Source organism: Polynucleobacter sp. MWH-CaK5, assembly GCF_018687615.1.
GTDB lineage: Bacteria > Pseudomonadota > Gammaproteobacteria > Burkholderiales > Burkholderiaceae > Polynucleobacter.
In genome coordinates this window covers 1,619,089-1,643,145 of the sequence record NZ_CP061299.1, presented here as the reverse complement: position 1 = coordinate 1,643,145, position 24,057 = coordinate 1,619,089, and the positions used below count along the sequence as shown (strand labels likewise).

Annotated in this window: 23 protein-coding genes and 1 riboswitch; of the genes, 16 read left to right on the top strand and 7 right to left on the bottom strand. The window is 44.5% G+C overall.

Annotated features, from left to right (window positions below; all coding sequences use genetic code 11):
- The first annotated feature begins 141 nt into the window (after positions 1-141).
- From metK to metF, 3 genes are all read left to right on the top strand, one after another.
- Positions 142-1,308: a methionine adenosyltransferase gene (gene metK / locus GQ367_RS08285; RefSeq protein ID WP_215290491.1), complete on the top strand. Its 1,167-nt coding sequence runs from the start codon at positions 142-144 to the stop codon at positions 1,306-1,308.
- Positions 1,309-1,317: 9 nt separating this feature from the next.
- A riboswitch (S-adenosyl-L-homocysteine riboswitch) is annotated at positions 1,318-1,415 on the top strand.
- 70 nt (positions 1,416-1,485) lie between these two features.
- A complete protein-coding gene (gene ahcY / locus GQ367_RS08280) occupies positions 1,486-2,925 on the top strand; it encodes an adenosylhomocysteinase (RefSeq protein ID WP_215290490.1) in 1,440 nt (479 codons plus the stop codon).
- A gap of 14 nt (positions 2,926-2,939) precedes the next feature.
- On the top strand, positions 2,940-3,782 hold the full coding sequence (metF, locus tag GQ367_RS08275) for a methylenetetrahydrofolate reductase [NAD(P)H] (RefSeq protein WP_215290489.1): 843 nt from the start codon (positions 2,940-2,942) through the stop codon (positions 3,780-3,782).
- Positions 3,783-3,789: 7 nt separating this feature from the next.
- Here the strand turns inward: metF and GQ367_RS08270 are convergent, their stop codons facing one another.
- Positions 3,790-4,356, bottom strand: a complete 567-nt coding sequence (locus GQ367_RS08270) for a 5-formyltetrahydrofolate cyclo-ligase (RefSeq protein ID WP_215290488.1) — start codon at positions 4,354-4,356, stop codon at positions 3,790-3,792.
- A 41-nt stretch (positions 4,357-4,397) separates the two neighbouring features.
- Here GQ367_RS08270 and GQ367_RS08265 point away from each other — a divergent pair, with 41 nt between their 5' ends.
- The 3 genes from GQ367_RS08265 to GQ367_RS08650 are packed head-to-tail and all read left to right on the top strand — an operon-like array spanning position 4,398 to position 8,361.
- The gene (locus tag GQ367_RS08265; RefSeq protein WP_215290487.1) at positions 4,398-6,350 is read left to right on the top strand and encodes a lytic transglycosylase domain-containing protein; all 1,953 of its coding nucleotides are present in this window, start codon (positions 4,398-4,400) and stop codon (positions 6,348-6,350) included.
- On the top strand, positions 6,347-7,264 hold the full coding sequence (locus GQ367_RS08260; protein ID WP_251370160.1) for a complex I NDUFA9 subunit family protein: 918 nt from the start codon (positions 6,347-6,349) through the stop codon (positions 7,262-7,264). Before GQ367_RS08265 ends, GQ367_RS08260 begins: the two co-directional genes overlap by 4 nt.
- Positions 7,261-8,361, top strand: coding sequence for a polynucleotide adenylyltransferase (locus tag GQ367_RS08650; protein WP_215290486.1), 1,101 nt, complete (start codon positions 7,261-7,263; stop codon positions 8,359-8,361). The genes GQ367_RS08260 and GQ367_RS08650 overlap by 4 nt, the downstream gene beginning before the upstream one ends.
- A 26-nt stretch (positions 8,362-8,387) precedes the next feature.
- Here the strand turns inward: GQ367_RS08650 and GQ367_RS08250 are convergent, their stop codons facing one another.
- Positions 8,388-9,575 (bottom strand): class I SAM-dependent methyltransferase, encoded by a 1,188-nt coding sequence (locus GQ367_RS08250; protein ID WP_215290485.1) that lies wholly within the window; start codon positions 9,573-9,575, stop codon positions 8,388-8,390.
- A 43-nt stretch (positions 9,576-9,618) separates the two neighbouring features.
- Here GQ367_RS08250 and GQ367_RS08245 point away from each other — a divergent pair, with 43 nt between their 5' ends.
- The 3 genes from GQ367_RS08245 to ttcA are packed head-to-tail and all read left to right on the top strand — an operon-like array spanning position 9,619 to position 11,645.
- Entirely contained in the window at positions 9,619-10,401 is a 783-nt protein-coding gene (locus GQ367_RS08245) for an SDR family oxidoreductase (protein WP_215290484.1), read from the top strand.
- Between the two features lie 3 nt (positions 10,402-10,404).
- Positions 10,405-10,797, top strand: a complete 393-nt coding sequence (locus tag GQ367_RS08240) for a dihydroneopterin aldolase (protein WP_215290483.1) — start codon at positions 10,405-10,407, stop codon at positions 10,795-10,797.
- Positions 10,794-11,645: a tRNA 2-thiocytidine(32) synthetase TtcA gene (gene ttcA / locus GQ367_RS08235; protein ID WP_215290482.1), complete on the top strand. Its 852-nt coding sequence runs from the start codon at positions 10,794-10,796 to the stop codon at positions 11,643-11,645. The genes GQ367_RS08240 and ttcA overlap by 4 nt, the downstream gene beginning before the upstream one ends.
- Here the strand turns inward: ttcA and GQ367_RS08230 are convergent.
- The gene (locus GQ367_RS08230) at positions 11,593-12,510 is read right to left on the bottom strand and encodes a DUF6279 family lipoprotein (protein ID WP_215290481.1); all 918 of its coding nucleotides are present in this window, start codon (positions 12,508-12,510) and stop codon (positions 11,593-11,595) included. The genes ttcA and GQ367_RS08230 overlap by 53 nt on opposite strands.
- 13 nt (positions 12,511-12,523) lie before the next feature.
- Here GQ367_RS08230 and glmU point away from each other — a divergent pair, with 13 nt between their 5' ends.
- The 4 genes from glmU (at position 12,524) to GQ367_RS08210 (ending at position 17,346) form a co-directional block, all read left to right on the top strand.
- Positions 12,524-13,891 (top strand): bifunctional UDP-N-acetylglucosamine diphosphorylase/glucosamine-1-phosphate N-acetyltransferase GlmU, encoded by a 1,368-nt coding sequence (gene glmU, locus GQ367_RS08225; RefSeq protein WP_215290480.1) that lies wholly within the window; start codon positions 12,524-12,526, stop codon positions 13,889-13,891.
- A gap of 42 nt (positions 13,892-13,933) precedes the next feature.
- Positions 13,934-15,754 carry a glutamine--fructose-6-phosphate transaminase (isomerizing) gene (glmS, locus tag GQ367_RS08220; protein ID WP_215290479.1) on the top strand — a complete coding sequence of 607 codons (1,821 nt, stop codon included), beginning with the start codon at positions 13,934-13,936 and terminating at the stop codon, positions 15,752-15,754.
- Positions 15,751-16,179, top strand: coding sequence for a putative toxin-antitoxin system toxin component, PIN family (locus GQ367_RS08215; RefSeq protein ID WP_215290478.1), 429 nt, complete (start codon positions 15,751-15,753; stop codon positions 16,177-16,179). Before glmS ends, GQ367_RS08215 begins: the two co-directional genes overlap by 4 nt.
- A gap of 183 nt (positions 16,180-16,362) precedes the next feature.
- Complete coding sequence (locus GQ367_RS08210; RefSeq protein ID WP_215290477.1) at positions 16,363-17,346, top strand: tripartite tricarboxylate transporter substrate-binding protein; 984 nt, start codon at positions 16,363-16,365, stop codon at positions 17,344-17,346.
- 100 nt (positions 17,347-17,446) lie between these two features.
- On the opposite strand, the gene GQ367_RS08205 is transcribed toward GQ367_RS08210, so the two are convergent.
- Both GQ367_RS08205 and can read right to left on the bottom strand, forming a co-directional pair.
- Positions 17,447-17,584 carry a DUF1289 domain-containing protein gene (locus GQ367_RS08205; RefSeq protein WP_215291933.1) on the bottom strand — a complete coding sequence of 46 codons (138 nt, stop codon included), beginning with the start codon at positions 17,582-17,584 and terminating at the stop codon, positions 17,447-17,449.
- Between the two features lie 49 nt (positions 17,585-17,633).
- Positions 17,634-18,308, bottom strand: a complete 675-nt coding sequence (gene can, locus GQ367_RS08200) for a carbonate dehydratase (RefSeq protein WP_215290476.1) — start codon at positions 18,306-18,308, stop codon at positions 17,634-17,636.
- 106 nt (positions 18,309-18,414) lie between these two features.
- Here can and GQ367_RS08195 point away from each other — a divergent pair, with 106 nt between their 5' ends.
- Positions 18,415-19,473, top strand: coding sequence for an MBL fold metallo-hydrolase (locus tag GQ367_RS08195; RefSeq protein ID WP_215290475.1), 1,059 nt, complete (start codon positions 18,415-18,417; stop codon positions 19,471-19,473).
- Here the strand turns inward: GQ367_RS08195 and GQ367_RS08190 are convergent.
- Entirely contained in the window at positions 19,397-19,858 is a 462-nt protein-coding gene (locus GQ367_RS08190) for a PhaM family polyhydroxyalkanoate granule multifunctional regulatory protein (protein WP_215290474.1), read from the bottom strand. The genes GQ367_RS08195 and GQ367_RS08190 overlap by 77 nt on opposite strands.
- Positions 19,859-19,971: 113 nt before the next feature.
- On the opposite strand from GQ367_RS08190, the gene GQ367_RS08185 reads away from it, so the two are divergent.
- Together GQ367_RS08185 and metH are read left to right on the top strand one after the other, a co-directional pair.
- Positions 19,972-21,009, top strand: coding sequence for a homocysteine S-methyltransferase family protein (locus GQ367_RS08185; protein WP_215290473.1), 1,038 nt, complete (start codon positions 19,972-19,974; stop codon positions 21,007-21,009).
- The gene (gene metH, locus GQ367_RS08180) at positions 21,009-23,723 is read left to right on the top strand and encodes a methionine synthase (protein WP_215290472.1); all 2,715 of its coding nucleotides are present in this window, start codon (positions 21,009-21,011) and stop codon (positions 23,721-23,723) included. The genes GQ367_RS08185 and metH overlap by 1 nt, the downstream gene beginning before the upstream one ends.
- Here metH and GQ367_RS08175 read toward each other — a convergent pair.
- Complete coding sequence (locus GQ367_RS08175) at positions 23,692-24,021, bottom strand: DUF1840 domain-containing protein (protein WP_215290471.1); 330 nt, start codon at positions 24,019-24,021, stop codon at positions 23,692-23,694. The genes metH and GQ367_RS08175 overlap by 32 nt on opposite strands.
- Positions 24,022-24,057 lie beyond the last annotated feature (36 nt).

Here is a 24,057-nt window from a genome sequence, read left to right as displayed (position 1 = left end):
TCAAAAGTGAGAATGTTATAGAATTTAGGCTATTCGCCGAGTTAAGACAACTTGCGGGGCGAATTCAAAATATCCGCTAAAGCGTCGCCGCACTTAGTAATACTCGGCACGTGTTGTCGCTTATTTAACTAAGGAGCATTCATGGCGAACAATTATTTCTTTACCTCAGAGTCAGTTTCTGAAGGCCACCCAGATAAAGTATCTGATCAAATTTCTGATGCAATTCTTGATGCCATTTTGGCCCAAGACCCAACCGCACGTGTAGCTGCAGAGACTCTTTGCAACACTGGCTTGGTTGTTCTTGCAGGTGAAATCACCACAACAGCGAACGTTGATTACATCCACGTCGCACGAGACACCATTCGTCAAATCGGTTACGACAATACTGAGTACGGTATTGATTACAAAGGCTGCGCAGTGTTGGTGGCTTATGACAAGCAAAGTCCAGACATTGCTCAGGGCGTTGATAAAGCCCATGACGATGGTCTTGATCAAGGTGCTGGCGACCAAGGTTTGATGTTTGGTTATGCGGTTGATGAAACCCCAGAATTAATGCCTTTACCAATTCATTTGTCACACCGCTTAGTGGAGCGTCAAGCCGATTTGCGTCGTGATGGTCGTTTGAATTGGTTGCGCCCAGATGCAAAGTCACAAGTGACTTTGCGTTACGTTGATGGCAAGCCAGATTCAATTGACACGATTGTTTTGTCTACTCAGCACTCTCCAGATATTTCTTTAGAGAAGCTTCGTGAAGCTGTGATTGAAGAAATCATCAAGCCAGTACTTCCAAAAGAATTGATCAAAGGCGAAATCAAGTACTTGGTGAACCCAACGGGTCGTTTTGTGATCGGTGGACCACAGGGTGATTGCGGTTTGACAGGACGCAAAATCATTGTTGATACATACGGTGGTGCAGCCCCTCACGGCGGCGGTGCTTTCTCAGGCAAAGACCCATCGAAAGTGGATCGTTCAGCTGCCTATGCGGGTCGTTATGTGGCTAAAAACATCGTGGCCGCTGGTTTGGCCAGCAAGTGTTTGGTGCAGATTTCATACGCGATTGGCGTGGCTCAGCCAACCTCTGTGATGGTCAGCACCTATGGCACAGGCAAGATTTCAGATGAGAAGATTGCTGAGTTAGTGCGTGCTCACTTTGATTTAAGACCAAAGGGCATCGTGAAAATGTTGAACTTGTTGCGTCCAATCTACCGCAAAACAGCTGCTTACGGTCACTTTGGCCGTGAAGAGCCTGAGTTCACATGGGAAGCCACAGACAAGGCTGCAGCCTTAAGGGCCGCTGCTGGTTTATAATTTTGCGAAATCTCTAAGGAGCGTTGCGAGGTGTTTAAGTCTCTAAGTCTTAAACACCCTAGGCTTAGAGGAAGGCCCCAGGCCTTTAGCAACGACGCTCGCTAACCTGTGAAGTGATTGGTTGGCGGGCTTTTTTTATTTGCCCTCCATGATCTTCCTTACTAGCTTGGAGTGGATATGAACAAACCTGCTGATTTAAATATGCTTAAAGATTGCGCCATCGCCGATATTTCATTGGCTGCATGGGGTCGCAAAGAAATTATCATCGCCGAAACTGAAATGCCTGGTTTGATGGCGATTCGTGAAGAGTTTTCTGCTAGCCAGCCTTTGCGCGGTGCTCGCATCACTGGCTCTTTGCACATGACAATTCAAACAGCTGTTTTGATTGAAACATTAGAAGCTCTTGGTGCTGAAGTGCGCTGGGCGTCTTGCAATATTTTCTCAACACAAGATCACGCAGCCGCTGCGATTGCTGCAAACGGTACACCAGTGTTTGCGATCAAAGGCGAGACGCTTGAGCAATACTGGGAATTCACGCACCGTATTTTTGAATGGCAAGATGGTGGCTACTCAAACATGATTTTGGATGACGGCGGCGATGCCACGATGTTGTTGCACTTGGGTACAAAAGCTGAAAAAGATTTGTCAGTATTGAACAACCCAACGAGCGAAGAAGAAACAGTGTTGTTTGCTTCGATCAAAGCCAAATTAAAAATTGACCCAACTTGGTATTCAGTTCGTCTTGAGAAAGTAAAAGGCGTGACAGAGGAAACCACAACAGGTGTGCATCGCTTGTATCAAATGCACGCTAAGGGCGAATTAAAGTTCCCAGCGATCAACGTGAATGACTCAGTGACTAAGAGCAAGTTTGATAACTTGTATGGTTGCCGTGAATCATTGGTCGATGGTATCAAACGTGCCACAGACGTAATGATTGCGGGCAAGGTGGCTGTGGTTGCTGGTTATGGCGACGTGGGTAAGGGTTCAGCACAAGCTTTGCGTGCCTTGTCAGCTCAAGTATGGGTGACAGAAGTTGATCCAATTTGCGCACTTCAGGCAGCCATGGAAGGCTACCGTGTTGTGACCATGGACTACGCTGCAGATAAGGCAGACATCTTTGTTACTGCAACAGGTAACTACCATGTGATCACTCATGACCATATGGCAAAAATGAAAGACCAAGCCATCGTTTGTAACATTGGTCACTTTGACAATGAAATCGATATCGCTGGTGTTGAGAAGTACAAGTGGGAAGAGATCAAGCCACAAGTGGATCACGTGATTTTCCCTGCAAGCAATGGTCAACCAGAAAAGCGCATCATCATTTTGGCAAAAGGTCGCTTGGTTAACTTGGGTTGCGGTACAGGTCACCCGTCTTACGTGATGAGCTCATCATTTGCCAACCAAACGATTGCACAAATCGAGTTGTGGCAATCTGCTGGCACCACTAAGTATCCAGTGGGCGTGTACACATTGCCTAAGCACCTTGATGAGAAAGTGGCTCGTTTGCAGTTGAAGAAACTGAACGCTCAGCTCACTGAATTGTCAGAGCAACAAGCTAACTACATCAACGTGAAAAAAGAAGGCCCTTACAAGCCTGAAACATACCGTTATTAAAAACGTGATCAGGAATGAATGACATGGAATTAAGCCTTGAGTTTTTCCCACCAAAAACAGAAGAGGGAGCTGCCAAGCTTCGCTCTGTTAGAGAGCAGTTATCCGCAGCGCTTAAGCCAACATTTATTTCTGTAACGTTTGGTGCAGGCGGCTCAACACAAGACGGTACTTTGTCGACCGTTAAAGAAATCCATGAGGCAGGCCAAGAGGCCGCGCCTCATCTTTCTTGTGTGGGCAGTTCAAAAGAAAAGATTCGTGAGCTACTGAAGCAATACAAAGACATCGGTATTCGTCGCATTGTGGCTTTGCGTGGCGACCTGCCTTCTGGCATGGGTCAATACGGAGAGTTTCATCATGCTGAAGAGTTGGTCAGATTTATTCGCTCAGAAACTGACAGTCATTTCCATATCGAGGTAGCGGCTTATCCAGAGATGCATCCTCAGGCGAAATCAATGAGTGATGACATCTTGATGTTTGCTAATAAGATGAAGGCGGGTGCAGACTCAGCCATCACCCAATACTTTTTCAACAGTGATGCTTATTTCAGATTTGTGGATGAGGCCTATAAGTTAGGCGTTGATCAACCAATCGTTCCAGGCATCATGCCGATCACGAATAGCACTCAGTTGTTACGCTTCTCTGATGCTTGTGGTGCAGAGATTCCTCGCTGGATTCGTTTGCGTCTACAGTCATTTGGTGACGACTCTGCATCGATCAAGTCATTTGGTTTGGATGTGGTCTCGGACTTGTGTGATCAATTGCGTGTTGCGGGTGTTCCAGGCTTGCATTTCTACAGCCTGAATCAGGCTGAAACCACTTTGGCAATCGCTAAGAATTTGGACTTGTTAAAGGCTTGATCGAACTTTAAGCAACAATCATCAAGTCGAGTGCTTGATCATGACTTTGAGGGCGCCATGCGCCCTCTTTTACTTCTAAAGCTTTATATCCCACGCCAACCGTTTTAACGGCATGCTTATTTTTTTTGAATTCAGCAATGGTTCGGTCGTAATACCCACCACCATAGCCAATTCGCCAAAATTGATCATGTTGTGCTGACCAGCCAAGGCAAGGAATGATGAGCAGGTCTGGGTCGATTTTGGAGCTGAATGAATCAAGCAAGGGCTCATTGATGTTTTGAGGGCCTTTGACCAAAGTGGTGTCTTGATTCCATTCACCAAAGATCAATGGCTCGTTGAGCTTCACAATCGGGAGCGCTAATTTTTTCTTGGGATTTTTGGAGGACCAATCGAGCGCCAGAGGACGCAAGTCAAATTCGCTTTTGATCGGCCAATAAATACCCACACAGTTGGCATCGGTTTCATTTAAGAACTGAGTTATTTTGACTTCAAGTTCGTCGCGAAGACTCGAATCTTGATGAAGATCGAGTCTCTTGGCGAGTAATTCTTGTCTTAAATGATTTAAAGTTTTCACAAGCTATTCAAAAGTAGAAAAAATAAGGCATGATTAGGGCTATGCTACAACGAAAAACCACAAAATTGATAAATAAACATTTACTGCTGAGCTTGGTGCTCGTCGCTTTTGCATCAACTTCTGCAGACCTTAGCCATGCTCAAAAGAATCAAGCATCCACGAAGAAAAAATCTTCAGACATCAGTTTAACTTCTGATGACAGGATGTTTCTTGAATTAAGAGAGGCTTCTAAAAATAATGATGCGACCAAGGCTAAAAATTTGGGTCAAAAGTTGTCAAGCTATGACGTTGCTGATTATGTGACATATTTCCAAATCAAACCTCGCCTATTCGATAAAAGTGGTGTTGCCATAGCTGAAACAAATGCCGATGATGCAGTCGACCAGTTCTTAAAAAAATACGCGGGCACTGCACTGGCTGACAGATTGCGAAATGATTGGCTCTTGGTTTTAGGTAAGCGCAAAGACTGGTCTAATTTTGATCGTGAGTATGCCCAATTTGTTTTGAATGATGACACGCAGGTGAAGTGTTATGCGCTTCAATCAAGATTTGCCAAGGGTGAGCCGGTCAATGCCCTGGCTTCTGAAGCAAGAAATATTTTGTTGGACTCTCGCTACTTTGGTGATGCTTGTCCAGATCTTGTGAACTCAATCTACAAGGCCAATGGATTTTCAAAATACGAAGTGGCCACATTTTCAAGAATGGCCATAGAAAATAATTTTGAAACTTTGGCCAATCGATTCGATGTGCCTGATCCAATGGCAGATGTTGTCAGAAGTGCCAGAAAATCACCTGAGGCTGCTTTTCGAGATTTTGATAAAAAATCATGGCGCACCAGTAAAGAGAACACGGTTTCCGCATGGGGAAGTATTGGTCAGTATTTGGCCAAGAAGTTAGATCCCAATGCCATGAAAGCATTCAAGCTACAACATGAGTTGGGTCATCATCAATTGCTGACTCCAGAAACTCAAGAGTGGAAGGTCAGGGCTGCATTGCGCGAAGGTGATTGGCGCATGGTCAAAGAAACGATTGATCATATGACACCATCTGTCAGAAAGCGTGACCCTGCTTGGACTTATTGGTATGCCAGAGCGCAAAAAGAATTGGGTGATGAATCTTTGGCAAAAGAAAGTTGGCAAGCCTTGGTGGACCAGTACCATTTTTATGGGCAGTTGGCCCGAGAAGATCTGGGCATGAAGATTTATGTGCCCAAGCGCGTTGCAGCTGACGAAAGTTTGGTCAAGCAAGCATCATCAAATAAAGCCTTCGCAAGAGCGGTGCGCTTTTATGACATTGGCATGCGTTTTGAGGGCAATAGAGAATGGAATTGGGAATTGCGCAGTCTCAGCGATAAGCAATTGATTGCAGTGGCTGAGCACGCTAAGAGAATTGGTTTATATGATCGTGCAGTTAACACGGCTGATCGAACAAAGTTAGAGCATGACTTCAGTTTGCGTTACCCAACCCCATTCAAAGAGTCTCTTACCCCTATCGCTGGATCAATTGGTTTAGATACCAATTGGGCCTATGGTTTGATTCGTCAGGAATCACGTTTCATCATGAACGCACGTTCCCATGTCGGAGCCTCTGGCTTGATGCAGGTGATGCCAGCTACTGCCAAGTACGTGGCCAAAAAAATTGGCATGAATAGCTTTAAGCCATCTCAATTGGATGACATGAAAGTTAACTTGACCTTGGGTAGTAATTATTTGAATATGGTTTTACAGGACTTGGATGGTTCATGGGCCTTGGCATCTGCCGCCTATAACGCCGGCCCTGGAAGACCTAAGATGTGGCGTGAAAAATTACCTCGAGCAGTTGAAGGTGCGATTTTTGCAGAAACAATTCCCTTCAATGAAACCAGGGGATATGTCAAAAATGTTTTAGCCAACGCCAGCTATTACACAGCTTTATCTAGCAATAAAACCCCATCGCTGAAACAAAATCTTGGGATGGTTTCTCCTAAAGCATCTGTATTGTCGGAATTGCCATGATGAACGAAGCAAAAATATTATTGATAGGTGGCAGTGGTTTCATTGGTCAGAAAATAGCCAGTGGCTTGAGTGCCCTAGGCCACACTGTTTTATTGCCAACCCGCAAAGCTGCGTATGCCAAAGAGTTGTGGGTTTTGCCCAAGCTTCAAGTGATTGAAGCAAACATTCATGATCCTGCTGTATTGGCTGATATGTGCCAACGTTTAGGCCCTGATGGCGTGGTGATTAATTTGGTCGGTGTGTTGCATGACAAAACAGGAACACCTTATGGCCCAGGGTTTTTAAAAAACCATGTTGAGCTAACTAAAAAAATCATTGCTGCCATGGGTGCTGCGCACTTAAAGCGTTACATTCACATGAGTGCTTTAGGCGCTAGTAGCTCAGGCGCATCGATGTATCAGCGCAGCAAAGGTGATGCAGAGAATTTGGTCAAGGCCAGTGATTTGGATTGGACGATTTTTAGACCGTCTGTGGTGTTTGGTGAAAAAGATAAATTCATCAATCTCTTTGCATCTCTACAAAAGTTTGCACCGGTTCTGCCTTTGGGTGGGGCAAGCGTTAAATTTCAGCCAGTCTATGTGTCCGATGTTGCGCAGGCATTTGTAAAGTCAGTTTTAATGTCAGAGACGATTGGCCGAGTATTTGATTTGGCAGGGCCTCGTGTGTATACCTTGGCTGAGTTGGTGAATTTTGCTGGCATGGTGGGCGGTAGAAAAAGTTTTGTTATTCCTTTGCCAAAACCATTGGCCTATTTGCAAGCTGGCTTATTAGAAATGATGCCAGGGCCGACCTTGATGTCTCGAGATAATTTGGCTTCGATGAGCGAAGACAATGTTTTGCCAGCGGGTTCTGAAAATGCTTTGGAAAAAGTATTTGCGATCAATCCACAATCATTGGATGTTTTAATCAAGTGAAGATTTATGTTGTTGGGGGTGCCATCAGAGATCAATTATTGGGGTTACCAGTAAAGGATCTTGATTACGTTGTTGTTGGTGCAACTCCTGAGCAAATGCTGGCTAAGGGATACACCCCAGTTGGGCAAGACTTCCCAGTGTTTTTGCATCCTGTCACGCACGCAGAATATGCCTTGGCCAGAACTGAGCGAAAGGTTTCGCCTGGTTATAAAGGTTTTGTATTTCATGCGGACCCAGAGGTGACTTTAGAGCAAGATTTGGCAAGACGTGATTTGACCATCAATGCAATGGCCAAAGAGGCTGATGCGAATGGTCAACCGATTGGCGATCTGATTGATCCCTATGGTGGTCAAAAAGATATCAATAATAAATTGTTCAGACACATTGGCCCAGCCTTCAGTGAAGACCCGGTCCGCTTATTACGCATCGCAAGATTTGCCGCACGTTTTTCTGATTTTTCAATAGAGCCTTCCACGCTCACCTTGCTCAAAGAGATTCATTCGAGTGGCGAGTTAGACGCATTGGTCAAGGAAAGAGTTTGGCAAGAAGTTTCTAGGGGTTTGATGTCTGAGAAGCCATCCAGGATGTTGGAAGTATTGCTTGAGATGGGTGTTTTTGAATTATTTTTCCCCAAACTAAATCCAACAAATTCATCTTTATTGAACGACATTGATTTGGCAGCAAATCACCAATTGAATTTGTCTCAGCGTTGCGCAGTCTTGTTATCAAGTTTAAGTATTGAAGACATCAATGCTTGGGCGGCCTTGTGGGGCATTCCAGTGGAGTGTCGCGATCACGCTGTGCTTGTTCGTGAATTGCAGATGGGTTTGCAGTCAGCAACTCTTGAGCCTCGCAATCTATTGAATTTATTAAATCGTGTGGATGTTTGGAGAAAGCCTGAACGATTTGATGAGCTTGTTGCGGTGGCTGATTTATTAAGGCTTCCGACGAAGCAGTTGCTCAACTCATATGACCGAGCGAAAAAAGTTGATATTACTCAGATTGTTCAAGAGGTGGGTGAGCAAGGCTCGTCGACTGGAGTGAAGATCAAACAATTGATTGAAGAGCGAAGGCTCTTGGCAATCAAAGGCAATTAAATAGGTTTGTAGAGAGTTACAAAGAATTACAAAGGTCGGGGCCTTGATCTAAACCCAGGCAAATCACCTTCTTCAAAAGGCACGCTTTTGCCAAAACACATCACTTTGAATAGCTCACCCATTTCTGCTTCTGATAATAATTTTTGAATGGCGTTTGAGTGCGGCATAAATTCTGTGACATTCGATGGATCAACTTTTTCCATCAATAAGGATCCTATGCCTGCATCCAATAAGTAGGCAGCTTGGCTTGTATATCCCAGAAGTGATAGACCCGAACTGATACCGGTCTTTGCCATGCTCGTCCAATCAACGTGAGCTGTTAGATCGCAAAGCCCAGGGTAAAAGAATGGATCTTGAACGGCATGGTGCGCATAGTGACCCATGACAGTGCCTTGATTCCGCTGAGAGTGATAGTACTCATGCTCAGGAAATCCATAGTCAATCGTTAATACGATTCCCATGTCTAGGATCTCGGAGATGCTGTTTATCCAGGCTTTGGCATTTATATTGATTTCAGTGGTGTAACCATTTTCGATTGATTGTTGTTGCAAGCATTCTGGAAGCATTGCTTGAGGAACTTCCTTGCCCAAACAATGTCTGAAGCCGATGGTAGCTTCTGATGCATCTTCAGATGACTCTGTGGTCAAGGCAACATCTTTAAACACCCACTGTTGATTTTGATAAGTGATCAACTCAATAGGCATGGCATCCAAAACTTCGTTGGCAAGGATGATCCCTGTGAAGTTTTTTGGTAATTGGTTGATCCAGGTGACCTGATCAAATTGAGGGGACAGTCTTGATTGTTGCCGTTCAATTAAGTCAGCTGATAAATCAAGAATGCTGTAGCTATGAACTGCAATGCCTTGGCGCTCTAATTCTGTCAAAATCGATTCGGCTAAGGCGCCTGTTCCAGCTCCGAATTCTAGGATTTGGACCGCTTGATTGAGTTTTTGAAGATGTTCAATGATGGGTAGCAAGGTTTGAACAATCGTTGCCCCAAATAAAGGGCTGATTTCAGGGGCTGTGGTGAAATCCCCCTGGCTGCCAAGCTTGTGTTTGCCTGCGGCGTAATAGCCCAACCCTGGCGCATACAGGGCCATTTCCATATACTTAGCAAAAGAAATTTGCCCGTTTTGAGCCTGAATTTCTTGTTGAATTAAACGAGCCAGCGTTTGACTATGAGACGCTTCTTCGTTACTAGGGTTAATATCCATACCTCGCGAGTCTACAACTCTTATAAGTGATGCTGCAAATAATATGAAAAACCCAAAAATTGCCTTAGTAACCGGAGCCGCCAAGCGCGTTGGTCGCGCTATTGCGATTGGCTTGGCCAAGGATGGCTGGGATGTTGCCATTCACTATGGCAACTCCAAAGACGCTGCGGAACAGACGGTTAAAGATATCTTGGCAACTGGGCAGCGTGGCGTTGCTTTACAAGCAGACTTATCAGATGAATCTCAGGCCAGTCAGTTGATCAATCGGTGCTGTGAAGCTCTTGGTTTGCCCACTTGTTTGGTGAACAATGCTTCTTTATTCCAATACGACGTGGCTTCAAGCTTTAGCTATGCTTCACTTGATCGTCACATGCTCACCAATGTGGCTGCACCATTGATCTTGTCTCGAGATCTGTATCGTCAGCATGCAAAGCTAAGAACTGTCGACTCTCGTGGTCCAAGCGGGGTGGTGATTAACTTGCTTGATCAGAAATTAGAGAATTTGAACCCAGACTTTTTGTCTTACACCTTGTCAAAGGCCGCGCTTAATTCGGCAACCAATTTGTTGGCGCAATCTTTTGCACCTAATTTGCGGGTTGTGGGACTGGCTCCTGGAATCACGATGGTGTCAGGTGATCAATCTGAAGATGGCTTTGCTAAAGCCCACAGCATGACTCCTTTGGAGCAATCATCAACCCCTGATGATATTGCTGATGCAGTGATTTATTTGGCCAAAGCAAAAGCCATAACTGGTACAACTTTGTATGTTGATGGTGGGCAGCATTTACTTTCGACTAATCGTGACGTGATGTTTTTGACGGAGTAAATTATGCAAGCATTGTTATCTCACCCTCGCTTGATGGATTGCCGAAGATTATTTCTGAGCAATTACGAGGTTTATATCAATATTGGAGTTCATGATTTTGAAAAGCGCGGAGAGCAGCGCGTTTTAATCAATGTTGATTTATTTGTACCTTTGGTAGAAAACACACCATCAAAAGATAGTCTGGATGAAGTCGTTGATTATGATTTCATGCGCCAAAGCATTTTAGAAAGAGTTTCTAAGGGACACATTCATCTTCAAGAAACTTTATGTGATGATGTTGCAAAAATCATGTTGGCTCATCCAAATGTCAGAGCCGTTAAAGTTTCAACTGCAAAGCCAGATGTTTATCCTGATTGTGAAGCAGTTGGTGTTGAAATTTTCTTGATCAAAGAATGAAAGATCCACGCAAAGTAGCCTACGAAGAAAATAAGCTAGACAAAAAGCTTTGTCGTCTAGCAGGGCAAGCCATCGTCGATTACAACATGATTGAAGATGGTGACAAGGTCATGGTTTGCATGTCGGGCGGTAAAGACAGCTATGCCATGCTCGATATTTTGTTGAAATTGAAAGAGCGCGCCCCGATTCATTTTGATTTGGTGGCCGTTAACCTGGATCAAAACCAACCAGGTTTTCCAAAAGAAACTTTGCCCAATTATTTTAAAAAATTGGGTGTGGAGTTTCATATTGAAGACCAAGATACCTATGGGATTGTGAAGCGTGTGATTCCTGAGGGAAAAACAACGTGTGGTCTTTGCTCTCGTTTAAGGCGTGGCATTTTGTACAGAGTGGCTGGCGAGCTTGGGGCCACCAAGATTGCGTTGGGTCATCACCGTGATGACATTATTGAAACACTATTGATGAATATGTTTCATGGTGGCAAGTTAAAAGGCATGCCACCAAAATTAAAGTCTGATGATGGCAAGCACATTGTGATCAGACCATTGGCTTATGTGCCAGAGAGTTATCTTGAAAGATATGCTGCGCAGATGGACTTCCCAATCATTCCTTGTAACTTGTGCGGCAGCCAAGAAAATCTACAAAGAAATGCGATGAAGGCCTTGATCAAGGAATGGGAAAAGAAATACCCAGGTCGCGTAGAGAGCCTATTCAGTTCTATTCAAAATGTGGTGCCTTCACATTTAATGGATGCTACTCAATTTGACTTCAAAGATTTAAGTCAGGATGTTGGTTCTAGCGATTCTGCAGAGCAGAACGCTTGGCAGCCAATACAGATGACTCTTTGATCAGCTCTTGAACATCCAAGGCCCACGTTTCAACTCGACCGCTCGCGTATTTTCTTTGTTCATCATTCATGATTTGAGTGATGAACGCACTCAGCTGAATGCCTAGAGCATTTCTTCTTTTGCCAAATTCTTGTTGTTCTTTGGTGGTGCCGTATTCAAAGTTTTTGATGTAGGTTGTCAGCAAATCTTCGGCCTGTTGCTGATTTAATTTATTTTGTTGGATTGATTTAACAATCTTGATTAAGTCACTTTGACGGCGTAAGCGCTCTTGATACACCATGTTCATATCTAATGGATTGCTGTTGATGTGCTGCCTGATTTTTTCTTCTTGTTCTTTATTGATGCTACCAAACAGCCACTCCACTCGATCAATGACTTTATCTGCGCGAACTTTATTTTGTTTTTCTAAAGTTGGGGGCAGCCATTCCTTAGCGAATTTCTCATTGCCCTTTTGCATCCTTTTTTGCATTGCTTCGATTTGATTACTTTGTAAAGTAGTAAAAATCTTGGCAGCATCCGGAGTTGTTTTTTTCGCGATGGCATACATGAACTTTTTGAGGTCATCCGCAAACTGGCTGACCTCATCGGTTGAGAGCGGGCGTTTAAGCTGGCGGCGCAATTGCTCTAATGTTTTAGAAACGCCGGCCAGTTGTTCTGTGCGATGCCACCAGAATTGTTGCTCTAAGAGTTCGCGCGTGAGAATTTCTTGCTCGGCGGTTAAGCCAATGTGATCATCTATCCACCATCGAACCAGGGTGTCACCCTGGTTGTAGACAAACCTCACCGCACTGCAGGCAGTGATCAGTAAAAAAACGCAGCAAATGGCCGTTATTTTGATTGTTTGGAGAGGTTTGGATAAGCTCATATAATTATTATTAATGAATATTGTCATATTAGCTGCTGGACAGGGAAAGCGCATGCGGTCAACGCTTCCCAAGGTGCTCCATCCAATCGCCGGACGGCCCATGCTTGAGCACGTACTCACCAGTGCCAAAGCCTTGGAGGGCGAGCATCGAACCATCCTCGTTCTGGGGCATGGCGGTGAATTTGTTCAAGAATTTCTCTCAAAAACAGCATTTCAAGCCAAAACAGCCCTTCAGTCAGAGCAAAAAGGCACTGGCCACGCTGTTTTACAGGCCTGCGATCAATTATCTGATGATCCAGTGACATTGATCCTTTATGGGGATGTGCCCTTGATACAGACCCAAACCTTGCAACAGTTGGCAGGGTTGGCAGCATCTGGCGGCCTTGGTTTGTTGACTCAACATATGGCCAACCCAACCGGTTATGGACGAATACTGCGCAATCAAGATGGCGATGTATCCGGGATTGTTGAAGAAAAGGATGCCAGCGCCGAGATTCGTCAAATCACTGAAATTAATACTGGCTTCATGGCGTTGCCAACTGAGAAATTAAAAGGCTGGTTAAAAGAATTGAAGCCAAACAATGCGCAGGGCGAGTACTACTTGACCGACGTGATTGCTTTGGCAGTTGCCGAAGGTGTTCCGGTTTATACAACTCAAGCCAGCAATGATTGGGAAACAGTCGGCGTTAATAGTCGCGCTCAATTGGCTGACTTGGAGCGAGTTTGGCAGCGCGAGTTGGCCAATCGTTTATTAGAGTCAGGCGTCACATTATTGGATCCATCTCGCATAGATATTCGTGGAGAACTTCAATGTGGCACCGATGTTCAAATTGATATCGGTTGCGTCTTTGAAGGAAAGGTTGTCCTTGGTTCAGGCGTATCGGTTGGTCCGCATTGCGTGATCAAAGACGCTGTCATTGATGCCAACGTTAAGGTTCAAGCCTTCACTCATATTGACCAAGCAACCGTTGGTGCTGGCAGTGTGATCGGACCTTATGCCAGATTGCGCCCAGGCACAGTGCTTGCCGAAGAAGTTCACGTGGGTAATTTTGTTGAAATTAAAAATAGCGATGTTGGTACAGGCAGTAAAGCCAATCATTTGGCTTATGTTGGCGATGCCACCATCGGTAAAAAAGTAAACATTGGTGCTGGCACCATCACCTGTAACTACGATGGTGTGAATAAACATCGCACAGTGATTGAAGATGAGGCATTCATTGGCTCTGATACTCAGTTGGTAGCTCCTGTCACTGTTGGCAAAGGTGCCACCTTAGGTGCTGGAACAACATTGACCAAAGATGCCCCTGCCAATCAATTGACTGTCACAAGGGTCAAGCAAGTTTCATTGAATTGGCAAAGGCCCACAAAAAAATCAAAGTAAATACTTTTTGAAGTATTGCTAAGCAAGGGAACAGGAAAAATCATGTGCGGGATCGTTGGTGCAGTTTCTAAAAAAAATGTCGTCAGTATTTTGGTCGAAGGTCTGCGCCGACTTGAATATCGTGGCTACGATTCCTGTGGCTTTGCTTTATTAAGTGGTCAAGAGTTGGTGCGTGCACGCACCACTGCAAGAGTGGCTGATTTGGCTGATCAAGGTCAGACGATGTCAGGCAATGTTGGTATTGCTCACACCCGTTGGGCCACGCACGGTAAACCAGACACTGTCAACGCTCACCCACATTTTTCTGGTGATTTGATTGGCTTGGTGCACAACGGCATCATTGAAAATTATGAGAGCTTGCGCGAAGAATTGAAGGCCGCGGGCTATGTGTTTGTGTCTCAAACGGACACCGAAGTGATTGCGCATTTGATTCATCAAACATACATCAACATGTCTGTGCGAGATTTGGCAAAAGCTGTGCGTGCCGTTGTGCCAAAGTTACACGGTGCTTATGCGATTGCTGTGATTGCCAAAGATGCGCCAGGTTTATTGATTGGTGCACGAGTTGGTTCACCATTGGTGGTGGCTTATGGCGATCAAGAAAATTTCTTAGCTTCAGACGCATTGGCTGTGTCTGATCATGCCAGCATGATGGCGTACTTAGAAGAAGGTGACATCGCTGTTTTAACAACAGATCAAGTCATCATCACCGATGTGTCTGGCAAAGTTCAAGAGCGAACTAAAAAGCCAGTGCCAACGCAAAGTGCTGAAGTTGATTTAGGCCCATATCAACACTACATGCAAAAAGAGATTTTTGAGCAGCCGCGCGCTGTTGCAGATACTTTGGGTCATGCAGAGTCTGCTGAGCTCAGTTTGTTTGGCGCCAAGCAAGTTGATTGGAAAAACATTGACAGTGTTTTGATTTTGGCTTGTGGCACCAGTTATTACGCAGCGAGCACGGCTAAGTATTGGATTGAAGATGTGGCAGGTATTTCAACTCAAGTTGAGATTGCCAGTGAATACAGGTATCGCAAAACTGTGCCGAATCCTCGCGCCTTGGTTGTGGTGGTTTCTCAATCAGGAGAAACAGCGGACACCTTGGCAGCATTAAGACATGCTCAATCCTTGGGTCATCAAGAAACTCTGGCAGTTTGTAACGTGGCGACCAGTGCGATGGTTCGAGAAACAAAGTATCAATTCTTAACGCATGCTGGCACAGAGATCGGCGTTGCTTCAACCAAAGCTTTCACGACTCAATTGGTTGGTTTGTATTTGTTGGCTTTATCTTTAGCGAAAAATAAAAACTGTTTAACGATTGAGCAAGAGCGGAACGCCTTCAATCATTTGCGTCATTTGCCTTCAGCGATTCATGCAGTGCTGGCCCTTGAGCCACAAATCATTGCATGGAGCGAGGCTTTTGCTCAATGTGAAAACGCTTTATTTTTAGGGCGTGGTCTTCACTATCCAATCGCACTTGAGGGTGCGCTCAAGTTAAAAGAAATTTCTTATATCCATGCAGAAGCTTATCCTGCTGGAGAGTTAAAGCATGGGCCGTTGGCATTGGTCACAGAACAAATGCCAGTAGTGACAGTGGCACCCAATGACGCTTTGTTAGAAAAGCTCAAGTCGAATATGCAAGAGGTGAAAGCGCGTGGCGGAAAGCTGTTTGTTTTTGCCGATAGCGATACACAAATACGTGCTGAAGATGGCATCCATGTGATTCGCATGCCTGAGCACTATGGTGATTTATCACCTATCTTGCACGTCATCCCACTTCAATTGCTGGCGTACCACACGGCATGCGCCAGAGGCACTGATGTTGATAAGCCTCGTAATCTTGCAAAATCGGTGACGGTGGAGTGAAGCCAACCATTGTTTTAGATACCAATATTCTTTTGGATGTTTTGGTATTTGATGATGAACGAGCCCATCCTTTGCGAGCAGCTCTTGATGCCAAACAATTAGACGCCGTTGCCACTGAAAAAACTTTTGCAGAGTTTCTGGACGTTATCGGACGAGAACAATTTTCTTTAGATAAAGATCAGCAACAGCTCATCAGTGAGCAATGGAAAAATTGGGCAAGAATCATTTCTGATGATGAGCTTTGCCAAGCGCCATGGAAATGTAAAGACCGCGATGATCAAGTGTTCATTAACTTGGCCTACAGTCTTAGACCATCTGCTTTGATCAGCAAAGATAAGCAAGTCTTAAAAATTGCCAAACGTGCCATCAAAGAAAAAGTCACCATCACATCAGACCACCTGCTTGGCATGAGTCTCCCTGAGTAAATCCCTTAAGTTAGACATGGGTTTTGAAACTGTCGGAATCCCTGATTTATCAAGTAAATTCGGCAACCCTAGGGTAAATACCAGTCTATTTCAGAATTACTTTTGGTGATTTTTCTTAATAATTCCTTACAATCGTATTGTTGATTTGCTTCTTTTACGGCAACAACCATATAGGAGATATTTATGAAGAAAAGTATTCGTCATGCCATGTTGGCAGTAGGTATTATCGCTGGCAGCCTTTCTGCTGGCGCACACGCAGCATTCCCAGCTGACAAGCCAGTAACAATGGTTGTTCCATTTGCTGCTGGTGGTCCAACAGACAAAGTTGCTCGTGAAATTGCTTTAGCAATGGGTAAGACATTAAAACAGCAGGTGATCATTGATAACTCACCAGGTGCTGGCGGTACGATTGCTGCTAAAAAAGTAATGAATGCCCCTAAAGATGGTTATACCGTGTTGATTCATCACATTGGTATGTCAACAGCTCCAGGTTTGTACAAAAACTTGGGCTACGATCCAATGACAGATTTTGAGCACCTTGGAATGGTTGCAGATGTGCCAATGGTGATGGTTGCTAACAAGGATTTGCCAGCTAAAAACTTAACTGAATTGCTTGCTTACATCAAAGCAAACGGAACTAAAGTTAACTATGCAAATGCTGGTCTTGGTTCTGCTTCACACCTATGCGGATTGTTGTTCATGAGCGCTATTCAGCAAGACATGACAACTGTTCCATACAAAGGTACTGGCCCGGCTTTGACAGATTTGATTGGTGGTCAAGTTCAATTGATGTGCGATCAAACAACAAACTTGGCAGGCCAACTGAAGGCAGGTTCAGTGAAGTCTTATGGTGCAACAACAATGCAACGTATTGCTGCATTCAAAGACATTCCAACAATGCATGAGCAAGGTTTGAAGAACTTTGAAGTGAACGTTTGGCACGGTGTTTATGCGCCAAAGGGAACTCCTAAGGATGCAACTGACAAGATTTCTGCTGCTCTTCAAGCAGGTATCAACGATGCTGGCTACAAAGCTAAGATGGCTGACTTAGGCGCTAATATTCCTAATGCAAAGAATTCTAGTGCTGCTGGTCACAAAGCTCATTTGAAATCTCAAATTGATTTGTGGACTCCAATCATCAAGAAGGCTGGCGTTTACGCAGATTAATTAGTTATTTAATTAGATAACTGCAGTAAAAAATTGGCCCCATCTACCTATTGGTAGGTGGGGCCAAATTGTTTCTACATCTTTATTTATAGATGGGTATTTATTTAGTCTTTAAGTTTGAGCGCTCTTCAAGAAGTAGCCAAACCGATTCTTTTTCTTCTTGATCAAGACTTGACCATAGAGCAATTTCATCAAGGGTTCGATGGCAACCCAAACAATAGCGGTCTTCATCATCCATGGTGCATAAATTAATGCAGGGTGATTCTGGACGCTTAATAATTTCTGGCTTATTCACTTTGGGGGTAATTTTTTTCTAGGATTGTTTGATAGCGAGCATTTAATTCATCGGCATTTTTGATGCTGATACCAAGGTCTCGTACCTGTCCATCTTTTAGGTCATAAATCCAGCCGTGCACAGTGACTTCCTGATTTCTGGCCCAAGCATCTTGAACGCTCGTGGTTTGGCAAACATTCATGACTTGCTCAATCACATTCAATTCGCATAACTTATCAAACTGATCTGATTCTCTTAAAACTTGCCCTAAATATTTGCCGTGTTTATCTTGAACATCTTGAACATGCCTGATCCAGTTATCGGCCAAACCAATTCTGGCTTTTATTTGTGCAGCTTTCACGCCTGAGCAACCATAGTGTCCGACCACAATGATGTGTTTCACTTTGATTTGATCAACGGCAAACTGAATAACTGATAGTGCGTTGAGGTCGGTGTGAACAACCACGTTGGCAATATTGCGATGAACAAATACTTCACCAGGAGCGAGGCCTGTGATTTGGTTGGCAGGAACGCGAGAGTCTGAGCAGCCAATCCATAAATATTCAGGCGCTTGTTGATGCACAAGTCTGCTAAAGTAATCAGGATCGCTTTTGGTCACTGAGTCAACCCACTCTTTATTGTTCTCAAGAAGCTTGCTAAGAATATAAGGATTGTTAGATGTAATCATGGGCTTAATTTTCGGTGTTAATTGAACATCATGATGTGTCACGGATGTTGATAGATGAATATTACAGGTAGTTGATACGAGTGTTTTAAAAAACTTATAAATTGGTATGAAAAAAATTATTTATCCATTTGATGATCAGATGCCTAAGACCGGTGCAACGCAGGAGATTCATGCTGGCTTGAAGTGGGTGCGCATGCCTCTGCCTTTTGCTTTGGATCACATTAATTTATGGTTGATCAGGGATTGCTTCGAGGGGCGAGATGGTTGGACTTTGGTAGATTGTGGGGTATCTAACCAAGCTATTAAAGATGCATGGCTCAATATTTTTGATGCTGAGCTAGAAAATCTACCCATCGTGAGAATCATTGTGACTCACATGCACCCTGACCACATTGGTTTGGCTTCTTGGCTATCAGAAAAATGGTCGGCTCCTTTGTGGATGACGATGACGGATTATGTTTTAGCAAAATGGTTGTCTGATCCAAGGGGTTCAGAAGTTGGATCGGTCGCAGGTGGCGGTGGAGCTGCAGATCATTTTGCGCGTCATGGCCTAGCCAATGAAGAAGACTTGATAAAGATTCGGGCCAGAGCAAATTATTTCAGCAATATGGTTCCCTCGGTTCCTCCAAGATTCAGAAGAATCATGGATCAAGAGCTTATTCAGATTGGTGGGCAAGATTGGCAGGTATTGGTTGGCTATGGTCACGCGCCAGAGCATGCATGTTTGTGGTGCGATAAAACACAAACATTGATTTCTGGGGACATGGTTTTGCCGCGCATTTCAACCAACGTCAGCGTTTTTGATACGGAGCCTGATGCAGATCCATTGGGTCTTTATTTGGAGTCACTGACTTCTTTAAAGCAATTACCAGAGGATGCTTTGGTTTTGCCGTCCCACGGAAAGCCTTTTAAGGGGCTGCATGTGCGCATTGAACAACTTCATGACCATCATCGAGATCGATTGGCTGACACTTTGGAGGCCTGCAAGAGCAGCCCTCAAAGTGCCAGGGATTTAGTCCCGGTTTTATTCAAGCGGGAGTTGGATTTGCATCAGTTAACCTTTGCGATGGGCGAGGCCATCGCCCACCTTAATCACCTTTGGCGCGGCGGGTACTTGTTGCGCGAGGTTTGCTCTGACGGGGTTTTGAGGTTTTCTTGCCGGTAAAGCTGCCCGAAGCCATTTCGGTGGCCATATCAGAGGCTGCTTGGGTTGCCTGGCTGGCGGCTTTTTGGGCTGCTTTGGTGGCTTCAGCCAATGCTTCTGGGGTCATTGCAGCACTAAAGCTCTTCAAGGCCGCCAAAGTGGCTCTTTGTACTTCCAGGCCTTGAATCGTGCTGCGCAAGACGTTCATGTTGAGTTGGAGCCAGTTTTCAACGCTTTTAAGGTCCTGAATCCGCTTATCAAGCTCTTCAATATCCAAGGTAGGCATGCCGGCACCGCCCCCAATTCCAGCCCCAAAGCCTGACATATCGCCAGGGGTGGGGGAATTACCCCACATGGTTTTGAACATTTCTAGACTTTGATTGAAATCTGGCATCGCTCCAAACATTGTGACCCCCAAATAAAAAAGTTAATGTAATCAGATAAATATACGTAATACCGATAAAATATAGGTTTAATCAATTTGTCGCAATCATTTGCGGCCAAATAAGAGTTTTACTTATGCTTTATACCCGCGGCGCAAACTTGCCCCAATTATTAAAAGACCGTATTTTGGTCTTGGATGGTGCCATGGGCACCATGATTCAACAACGCAAATTAAATGAGCAGCAATACCGCGGTTTGCCAGAGTTAACTCGTTTTGAAAATCATGCGATTGATTTAAAAGGTAATAACGAGCTACTCAATATCACTCATCCTGAAATCATTTTAGATATTCACCGTCAATATTTGGCGGCGGGTGCAGATTTAATTGAAACAAATACATTCGGCGCAACAACCATTGCGCAAGACGATTACAAAATGCCTGAATTGGCCAGAGAAATGAATTTGGCTGCAGCAAAATTAGCGAAACAGGCTTGTGATGAATTTTCAACACCTGACAAACCAAGATTTGTTGCTGGTGCAGTAGGACCAACACCAAAGACGGCGAGCATTTCTCCAGACGTGAATGACCCGGCTGTTAGAAACGTGACATTTGAGCAATTGCGTCAAGCCTACAAAGAGCAGGTTGAGGCTTTGTATGAGGGTGGCGCCGATGTGTTTTTGGTTGAAACAATTTTCGATACCTTGAATGCAAAAGCTGCTTTATTTGCGATTGATGAGTTTTTTGAAGAGCAGCAGGTTCGTTTGCCGATCATGATTTCTGGAACCGTGACAGATGCGTCTGGACGTATTTTGTCTGGTCAAACAGTTGAAGCGTTTTGGAATAGCTTGCGTCATGCCAAACCATTAACGTTTGGCCTTAATTGCGCTTTAGGTGCAACGCTGATGCGTCCATACATTGCTGAGCTGGCAAAAGTATGTGATGTCGCTGTTTCTTGTTACCCCAACGCAGGCCTGCCTAATCCAATGAGTGACACAGGCTTTGATGAAACACCAGAAATGACATCTAGATTGTTAGATGAGTTTTCTAAAGATGGTTTGGTGAATTTGGTGGGTGGCTGCTGCGGCACAACGCCTGCGCACATCAAGGCAATCGCGGATGCTGTTGCAAAGAGACCAAGTCGTCGCTGGAATGCTTATAAGGAGTCTGTGTGATGTCAGCAATAAAACAGATCCCTCCAATGAAGTTGTCTGGTTTAGAGCCATGCAACATCAGCCCACACGTGGGCTTTGTGAACGTTGGTGAGAGAACCAACGTCACAGGTTCAAAAGCATTTGCAAGAATGATTTTGAATGAGCAATACGATGAAGCTTTATCGGTCGCAAGACAGCAAGTTGAAAACGGTGCGCAGATCATCGACATCAACATGGATGAGGCGATGCTCGATTCAAAAGCAGCGATGGTGCGCTTTTTAAATTTGATTGCATCAGAGCCAGATATTTCTAGAGTACCTATCATGATTGACTCATCAAAATGGTCAGTCATCGAAGCAGGTTTGCAATGCGTTCAAGGTAAGGCCATCGTTAACTCTATTTCTATGAAAGAGGGTGAAGACTTATTCAGGCAGCAAGCGAAATTGATTCGACGCTATGGTGCAGCCACTGTGGTCATGGCCTTTGATGAAAAAGGTCAGGCGGATACCTACCAAAGAAAAATTGAGATTTGCGAAAGAAGCTACAAGATATTGGTCGATGAACTGGACTTTCCTCCAGAAGATATTATTTTCGATCCTAATATTTTTGCGATTGCCACTGGCATTGATGAGCATGACAACTACGCCAATGATTTTATTCAGGCAACGGCTTGGATAAAAGCCAACTTGCCTGGTGCAAAAGTAAGCGGCGGCGTTTCTAACGTGAGCTTCTCATTCAGGGGCAACGATGTTGTTCGTGAAGCAATTCATACAGTATTTTTATATCACGCGATTCGCGCTGGCTTAGACATGGGCATTGTGAATGCCGGTCAGTTGGGTGTTTATGCTGATTTGGATGAGAAGTTAAAAGAGCGTGTTGAAGATGTTGTTTTAAACCGCTTTACTGAAAAAGATGGCAAAACTCCTACAGAGCGTTTGCTAGAAATTGCCGACGAATACAAGGGCGGTGGTGCGCGCGCTGAAGAGACTTTGGCTTGGCGCGAAGGTTCTGTCAGAGAGCGCTTGACTCATGCATTGGTGCATGGCGTGACGTCACACATTGTTGAAGACACTGAAGAGATGCGTCTTGAGATATCAAACGCAGGCGGTCGCCCGATTGAGGTCATCGAAGGACCTTTGATGGATGGCATGAATGTGGTGGGTGATTTGTTTGGCGCAGGCAAGATGTTCTTGCCGCAGGTGGTGAAGAGCGCCCGAGTGATGAAGCAAGCAGTGGCTCACTTGATCCCATACATTGAAGAAGAGAAACGACAGATTCTTGAGAGCGGCGGAGATGTGCGTTCTCGCGGAAAAATCATCATGGCAACCGTCAAGGGCGACGTTCACGATATTGGTAAAAATATTGTGACGGTGGTGCTTCAGTGCAACAACTTTGATGTTGTGAACATGGGTGTGATGGTGCCTTGCAATGAAATTCTCAAAAAGGCCAAAGAAGAAAAAGCTGATTTGATTGGATTGTCTGGCTTGATCACACCATCATTGGAAGAAATGGCTTACGTTGCTGAAGAGATGCAGCGTGATGATTATTTCAGATCGAAAAAAATGCCATTGATGATTGGTGGAGCAACCACATCGCGAGTTCACACTGCAGTCAAAATTGCCCCTCATTATGAAGGCCCAGTTGTTTATGTGCCTGATGCTTCTAGAGCAGTTTCAGTGGCATCTAGCTTGTTATCAGAAGAGGGTGCGGATAAATACATTGATGATTTGCAGGCGGACTACGAAAGAATTCGGGTTCAGCATGCCAATAAAAAGCAAACCCCAATCATCAGCATTGAAGATGCAAGAGCCAATAAAGAAATGATTGACTGGGCTAAGCAGACAATCGTTAAGCCTAAATTCATCGGGCGCCGTGTTTTTAAGAATTACGATTTGGCAGACATTGCTCAGTGCATTGACTGGACACCGTTCTTCCAGACTTGGGATTTGGCTGGAAAATATCCGCAGATATTAAAAGATGAAGTGGTTGGAGATTCAGCGCAGAAGGTGTTTGCTGATGCTCAGGCCATGTTGCAAAAAATCATTCAGGGCCGTTGGTTGCAAGCCCATGCTGTGATTGGCCTTTATCCAGCGAACAGCGTTGGCGATGATATTGAAATCTACGCCGATGAATCACGCCAGGATGTCTTATTGACATGGAAGAACTATCGTCAGCAAAGTGATCGACCTGTTGTTGATGGCGTTAAGAAACCAAATCGTTGTTTGGCTGATTTTGTCGCGCCTAAGGAATCTGGTGTTTCTGATTATGTTGGCATGTTTGCAGTAACTGCAGGGCATGCGATTGAAAAGAAACTCAAAGAGTTTGAAGACAAGCATGATGACTACAGTTCAATCATGCTGAAAGCTTTGGCTGATCGTTTTGCTGAAGCGTTTGCTGAAAAGATGCATCAGAGGGTGAGAACTGAACTCTGGGGCTATGTTTCTGATGAAGGTTTGAGCAATGAGGACTTGATTCAGGAAAAGTACCAAGGCATTCGTCCGGCCCCTGGTTATCCAGCATGTCCAGACCATTTGGTTAAAAAGGACATGTTTGAATGCTTGAAGGCTGATGAAATTGATATGGCTTTGACTGAGTCGATGGCCATGACGCCATCATCGAGTGTGAGCGGTTTCTATTTAGCAAATCCGCAGTCTCAATACTTTGATGTGGGTCGCATTGGTGAAGATCAGCAAGCGGACTTTGTTAAACGCCCCAAGACACCATCTCTTCGTTAAGCAAAGCCTCTTTGAGTAAGCTTATGAATGGATATGCTCTTTGCCCTAAGCGATCATGGTTGATGTTGTGGCCTGATTCTTCAGAAGATTCTGAGGGGCTGTTTTCAGCGGCATTTTTTTTGCGTTCAATGTCTTCGGCGACCGCCGCTTCTAATTTAGCAATCGCAATGGGCAGCTGCTCTAACAAAAAGATGCCTCTTGGCTCCAAGGGTCTGCCAATGATTGCAAATATTTTTGAGGTTAAATCTTCTAACATCAAAACATCTGCAGATTTTTTACATTGAAATTTATATAACATAAGCAAAGATTAACACTAAAAGTTAACTGATAAACT

Excerpts from the sequence above, each read along its gene's own strand:
- glmU (WP_215290480.1), top strand. The coding sequence starts at position 12,524 with ATGAATATTGTCATATTAGCTGCTGGACAGGGAAAGCGCATGCGGTCA.
- metH (WP_215290472.1), top strand. The coding sequence starts at position 21,009 with ATGTCAGCAATAAAACAGATCCCTCCAATGAAGTTGTCTGGTTTAGAG.
- GQ367_RS08230 (WP_215290481.1), bottom strand. The coding sequence starts at position 12,510 with ATGAGCTTATCCAAACCTCTCCAAACAATCAAAATAACGGCCATTTGC.
- GQ367_RS08260 (WP_251370160.1), top strand. The coding sequence starts at position 6,347 with ATGATGAACGAAGCAAAAATATTATTGATAGGTGGCAGTGGTTTCATT.
- GQ367_RS08210 (WP_215290477.1), top strand. The coding sequence starts at position 16,363 with ATGAAGAAAAGTATTCGTCATGCCATGTTGGCAGTAGGTATTATCGCT.
- metK (WP_215290491.1), top strand. The coding sequence starts at position 142 with ATGGCGAACAATTATTTCTTTACCTCAGAGTCAGTTTCTGAAGGCCAC.
- ahcY (WP_215290490.1), top strand. The coding sequence starts at position 1,486 with ATGAACAAACCTGCTGATTTAAATATGCTTAAAGATTGCGCCATCGCC.
- GQ367_RS08175 (WP_215290471.1), bottom strand. The coding sequence starts at position 24,021 with ATGTTATATAAATTTCAATGTAAAAAATCTGCAGATGTTTTGATGTTA.
- GQ367_RS08240 (WP_215290483.1), top strand. The coding sequence starts at position 10,405 with ATGCAAGCATTGTTATCTCACCCTCGCTTGATGGATTGCCGAAGATTA.
- GQ367_RS08190 (WP_215290474.1), bottom strand. The coding sequence starts at position 19,858 with ATGTTTGGAGCGATGCCAGATTTCAATCAAAGTCTAGAAATGTTCAAA.
- GQ367_RS08265 (WP_215290487.1), top strand. The coding sequence starts at position 4,398 with ATGCTACAACGAAAAACCACAAAATTGATAAATAAACATTTACTGCTG.
- GQ367_RS08250 (WP_215290485.1), bottom strand. The coding sequence starts at position 9,575 with ATGGATATTAACCCTAGTAACGAAGAAGCGTCTCATAGTCAAACGCTG.
- GQ367_RS08185 (WP_215290473.1), top strand. The coding sequence starts at position 19,972 with ATGCTTTATACCCGCGGCGCAAACTTGCCCCAATTATTAAAAGACCGT.
- glmS (WP_215290479.1), top strand. The coding sequence starts at position 13,934 with ATGTGCGGGATCGTTGGTGCAGTTTCTAAAAAAAATGTCGTCAGTATT.
- ttcA (WP_215290482.1), top strand. The coding sequence starts at position 10,794 with ATGAAAGATCCACGCAAAGTAGCCTACGAAGAAAATAAGCTAGACAAA.
- can (WP_215290476.1), bottom strand. The coding sequence starts at position 18,308 with ATGATTACATCTAACAATCCTTATATTCTTAGCAAGCTTCTTGAGAAC.
- GQ367_RS08195 (WP_215290475.1), top strand. The coding sequence starts at position 18,415 with ATGAAAAAAATTATTTATCCATTTGATGATCAGATGCCTAAGACCGGT.
- GQ367_RS08245 (WP_215290484.1), top strand. The coding sequence starts at position 9,619 with ATGAAAAACCCAAAAATTGCCTTAGTAACCGGAGCCGCCAAGCGCGTT.
- metF (WP_215290489.1), top strand. The coding sequence starts at position 2,940 with ATGAATGACATGGAATTAAGCCTTGAGTTTTTCCCACCAAAAACAGAA.
- GQ367_RS08205 (WP_215291933.1), bottom strand. The coding sequence starts at position 17,584 with ATGGATGATGAAGACCGCTATTGTTTGGGTTGCCATCGAACCCTTGAT.